This window comes from Hymenobacter terrigena, from assembly GCF_054776515.1.
In genome coordinates, this window is sequence record NZ_BAAHBU010000008.1 from 3,397 (window position 1) to 4,962 (window position 1,566).

General features: G+C 56.3%; 1 rRNA gene. It reads right to left on the minus strand.

Features of this window, described 5'->3' with window-relative positions:
- Positions 1-8: 8 nt before the first annotated feature.
- A 16S ribosomal RNA gene (locus tag ACYU7Q_RS21810) occupies positions 9-1,522 on the minus strand.
- Between the last annotated feature and the right edge of the window lie 44 nt (positions 1,523-1,566).

Sequence of the window (1,566 nt, forward strand, 5' to 3'; positions counted from 1 at the left end):
CGCTCCAGAAAGGAGGTGATCCAGCCGCACCTTCCGGTACGGCTACCTTGTTACGACTTAGCCCTAATTACCTGTTCTACCCTAACCGGCTTCGTTGCGGAGCACCGGCTTCAGGTCTACCAGACTTTCATGGCTTGACGGGCGGTGTGTACAAGGCCCGGGAACGTATTCACCGCGTCATTGCTGATACGCGATTACTAGTGATTCCAGCTTCACGGAGTCGAGTTGCAGACTCCGATCCGAACTGAGAACGGCTTTTCGGGATTGGCGCACCATCGCTGGTTGGCAACCCGCTGTACCGTCCATTGTAGCACGTGTGTAGCCCTAGGCGTAAGGGCCATGATGACCTGACGTCGTCCCCGCCTTCCTCACTGCTTGCGCAGGCAGTCTGGCCAGAGTCCCCACCATTACGTGCTGGCAACTGACCATAGGGGTTGCGCTCGTTGCGGGACTTAACCCAACACCTCACGGCACGAGCTGACGACGGCCATGCAGCACCTTGCTTTGTGTCCCGAAGGAAAGCCTCATCTCTGAGGCGGTCACGCGCATTCTAGCCTAGGTAAGGTTCCTCGCGTATCATCGAATTAAACCACATGCTCCACCACTTGTGCGGGCCCCCGTCAATTCTTTTGAGTTTCACCCTTGCGGGCGTACTCCCCAGGTGGGATACTTAACGCTTTCGCTAAGCCAGTGACCGTCTATCGCCACCAGCGAGTATCCATCGTTTACGGCGTGGACTACCAGGGTATCTAATCCTGTTCGCTCCCCACGCTTTCGTGCCTCAGCGTCAGTTACAGTCTAGGCAGCTGCCTTCGCAATCGGGGTTCTGGATGCTATCTATGCATTTCACCGCTACAGCATCCATTCCGCCACCCTCGTCTGTACTCAAGCCGACCAGTTTCCAGGGCAGTTCCGTTGTTGAGCAACGGGCTTTCACCCCAGACTTAAGCGGCCGCCTACGCACCCTTTAAACCCAATAAATCCGGACAACGCTTGCACCCTCCGTATTACCGCGGCTGCTGGCACGGAGTTAGCCGGTGCTTATTCACCAGGTACCGTCAGTGGAGGACGCATCCCCCTTTTTCTTCCCTGGCAAAAGCAGTTTACGACTCAGAAAGCCTTCATCCTGCACGCGGCATGGCTGGGTCAGCCTCTCGGCCATTGCCCAATATTCCCTACTGCTGCCTCCCGTAGGAGTCGGGCCCGTATCTCAGTGCCCGTGTGGGGGACCAGCCTCTCAGCTCCCCTAGCCATCGTCGCCTTGGTGGGCCGTTACCCCGCCAACTAGCTAATGGCACGCAACCCCATCCGAATCCAATAAATCTTTAACTGTTACCTGATGCCAGGCTGCAGTGTTATGCGGTATTAATCCGCCTTTCGGCGGGCTATCCCCCAGATTCGGGTAGGTTGGTTACGCGTTACGCACCCGTGCGCCACTATGGTATTGCTACCACCGTTCGACTTGCATGTATTAGGCCTGCCGCTAGCGTTCATCCTGAGCCAAGATCAAACTCTCCATTGTAAAATGTTTCTACACCCATCCGAAGATGGGCTGATGTCGAGTGC